Raw genomic sequence first — 2,828 nt, forward strand, 5'->3', positions numbered from 1 at the left:
CTAAGACCTGTCCGTCTTAACGCATGCAGGAGTGTTGACGGGATGGTTTCAGGAAACATGGATCCTTCATTCCCATCCTCCGTTGTACAGTTGAAATTTAAACAAATAAACTTCCTGCCTTTCACGCAAAATTGCGCTTATAGCAGAACTTGTCGCGCGCCCCCGTTTCTTGAAGATTCGAATTCAAGATATCTTTGATTATTCTTTTACTTAATGCCACCTAACTCATTAAGTATCCTTCCATATTCTTTTACAATCAACTAACTTGTTGTCTTTGAAAGAAAGTCTAAATATATCTGGCATAGCAAGCTTTTTCCAAAATTCAAATCCGTATTTTTCATCAAAGTAATTCATTATAAGCACCATAATATTACCATGGGTACCTATTACCACATTTTTGTTTTCGTATTTTTCTAACACGGTTTTAATTCCTCTTACTCCTCTTTGTTGAGCGACCTTGTTTGATTCTCCGCCTTCCCAACTAAAACTTGGGTCCTCCCATACTTTCCTAATAGCTTCCTCAAAGTCACTGGCAGCACCTTCTGTTAACTTCCTTTCCTTGAACTCATTAAAGATATGTATGTCTTCACCAAGAGCAGAAGCTAATCCTTCAACAGTCTGCACTGCTCTTAAGTAAGGACTTGAAATTACGTTTTCTATGTTCTCTTCTATTAGTAGTTTTTTAACTATGTCAGCATCTTTTAGTCCCTTTTCTGATAAAGGTCTCTTTAATTCCTCAGGTGTATATGTAGAATGAGCGTGACGCACTAAAAATATGTTTGTTGTCATAAAGTCCTCCTGAAATTATAAATGATTATTTGTATAACCTCTTTTGAGGGATTACACCTCTAACACCGCCTAAAGGATTGTCAATATCATTGGAATATCTCGGGATTAAATGTATGTGACAATGATATATTGTTTGACCTGCAGCCTCTCCACAATTCACTCCAATATTAAAGCCTTCTGGTTTATACTTAGAATCCAATAATGATTTACTTTTCAAAACCAATTCATCTATTGAAATTTTTTCTTCAATAGTTAAATCAAAATAAATCCTCACAGTGTCTTTTTGGGACTATTAAAATGTGACCTTTATTAACTGGAAATTTATCATAGAAACATTTAGCTAAGTCATTTTCACAAACAATGCTCTTTGTATCACAAAATACACACAATAGAACACTCATCCTTTCTGAATAATATTCACATTAAATATAGCATTAATGTAATAAGGGCATTATCTTTTTGATCAATCGCCCCCGTTAACGTAAGACTCGATATCAAGATAATATCAATGGATATGTTGGCTTAAAATTGTTACCTATAGATTATCTAAGATTGGGGGAATTATTATTTCTATTATCAGAAATTAATCTCTTTAATAACCTAATTTGTCCTCGATGATTAATTTCGTCCTCTAAGACATGGAACCAAAGGTAGTAATTATTGTAAAGTGTACCGTTGTCCCACTGTTTTTCTTCAAATAACCACTCATCTGGATAACCCCTTAATTTATATAGAGACCGTTCTCTAACTCCAGCTAGCTCATTAAGATAATACTCTAGATCCTTTTTTCTTATTTGTTTTCTAGCTGTTGGTCCAAGTTCTAAGGCAGCTTGCCACTTTTGTAGTTCATCATTGTTTATATCACGTTCTTCAAATGAAATTATTTGATGGACAAACTCGATAGAAGCTATATGTAATAAAAGGCTCCCTATTGTATTTGAACTCTCATCCACAAAAAAATCTAAGGCATCCTGGCTTAAACCCTTAACTTCTTGTAACGTAACTGCTCTTGTGTGTTCTAACATAGACACTAGTTCCCCTATTTTTCCTGAAAAATTTTCAACGCTCTTTATTCTATAGTCAATCATCCAAAAACCTCCTAATAAGTCTATAACAAGGTTATCAATTTATTCTGAAAAATATAGCCTGAAATTTTAAAAACAAAAATGTTATAATAAAATCAGATATACAAAAAGAGCAAACCAATTATTGGTTTGCTCCTTCTATTAGTGGGGATTCTTTATTATATAAACGCCCCCGTTTCCATAAGACTCGAAATCAAAATAATAATTTGTCTTTAGCCATGATGTGAAATTACCCACCAAAGGAAAAACCGAATAAGAAGAGAAGAAATATTAAAAGGAATACTATACCAATAATAAGTGTTATAAGAGGTACTATTCTCTTTTCCCTTTCTTTATTTAAACTCGTTAACCCAAGTATGATGCCAACTATACTTGTATATGGAGTGAATTTAATGAATTGAACCATAGCTCCGAAAAAGTTAATAGACATCATTCTCACAAACAAAACAACCTGGATGAAAAATATAACCAACATTAACAAGCATAACTTTCCTAAAACTGATTTTGGCACAAAAACCCTCCCTAAACCTTCAACTAACCTGCCCCAAACGTTAAGTTTCAGAATCGCCCCCGTTAGCGCAAGACTTGAATTCGAGGTAAATTGAAACACACTTTAAGTAACACACCTATTATTTAACTACACACCATAGATATCACTTAAAAAAATAATCCTTTTACCACTTCATAAATAGCAATTCCTACTACTACTCCTAATAAAAGTTTTACGAAGTTCATAGTTTTCCTTTCCAAAACAATTCCCCCTTTATCTTAGCTTCGATTTTATTAAACATCATTAATGTTGAAAGCAAGCATTATATTGAACAATAGTTAGCAATAGGTAAGCGTTTGAAGTTATCTCCAGCTTTTCCCCTGCTCCACACCGAACGTGCTAGTTTCCCAGCATTCGGCGCTCCATCTAAAGGTATGTACTACATTATAAGTTCCTTTGTTACT

Annotated in this window: 5 protein-coding genes; all 5 read right to left on the reverse strand. The window is 33.6% G+C overall.

Annotated elements, in window-relative coordinates; all coding sequences use genetic code 11:
• Positions 1-228: 228 nt before the first annotated feature.
• On the reverse strand, positions 229-789 hold the full coding sequence (locus GLV97_RS19575) for a histidine phosphatase family protein (RefSeq protein ID WP_160890394.1): 561 nt from the start codon (positions 787-789) through the stop codon (positions 229-231).
• Between the two features lie 25 nt (positions 790-814).
• Positions 815-1,063, reverse strand: a complete 249-nt coding sequence (locus tag GLV97_RS19870; protein WP_337194121.1) for an HIT family protein — start codon at positions 1,061-1,063, stop codon at positions 815-817.
• Complete coding sequence (locus GLV97_RS20395; protein ID WP_423784982.1) at positions 1,047-1,190, reverse strand: HIT family protein; 144 nt, start codon at positions 1,188-1,190, stop codon at positions 1,047-1,049. Before GLV97_RS20395 ends, GLV97_RS19870 begins: the two co-directional genes overlap by 17 nt.
• 141 nt (positions 1,191-1,331) lie before the next feature.
• On the reverse strand, positions 1,332-1,877 hold the full coding sequence (locus GLV97_RS19585) for a DinB family protein (protein ID WP_160890395.1): 546 nt from the start codon (positions 1,875-1,877) through the stop codon (positions 1,332-1,334).
• Between the two features lie 226 nt (positions 1,878-2,103).
• Entirely contained in the window at positions 2,104-2,385 is a 282-nt protein-coding gene (locus GLV97_RS19590; RefSeq protein ID WP_160890396.1) for a hypothetical protein, read from the reverse strand.
• Positions 2,386-2,828: the final 443 nt, after the last annotated feature.

The organism is Halobacillus litoralis, from assembly GCF_009856355.1.
GTDB classification, from domain to species: domain Bacteria; phylum Bacillota; class Bacilli; order Bacillales; family Halobacillaceae; genus Halobacillus; species Halobacillus litoralis_B.

Bases quoted from the DNA above. Each gene is read 5' to 3' on its own strand.
- GLV97_RS19575 (WP_160890394.1), bottom strand. From the start codon at position 789: ATGACAACAAACATATTTTTAGTGCGTCACGCTCATTCTACATATACA.
- GLV97_RS20395 (WP_423784982.1), bottom strand. From the start codon at position 1,190: ATGAGTGTTCTATTGTGTGTATTTTGTGATACAAAGAGCATTGTTTGT.
- GLV97_RS19585 (WP_160890395.1), bottom strand. From the start codon at position 1,877: ATGATTGACTATAGAATAAAGAGCGTTGAAAATTTTTCAGGAAAAATA.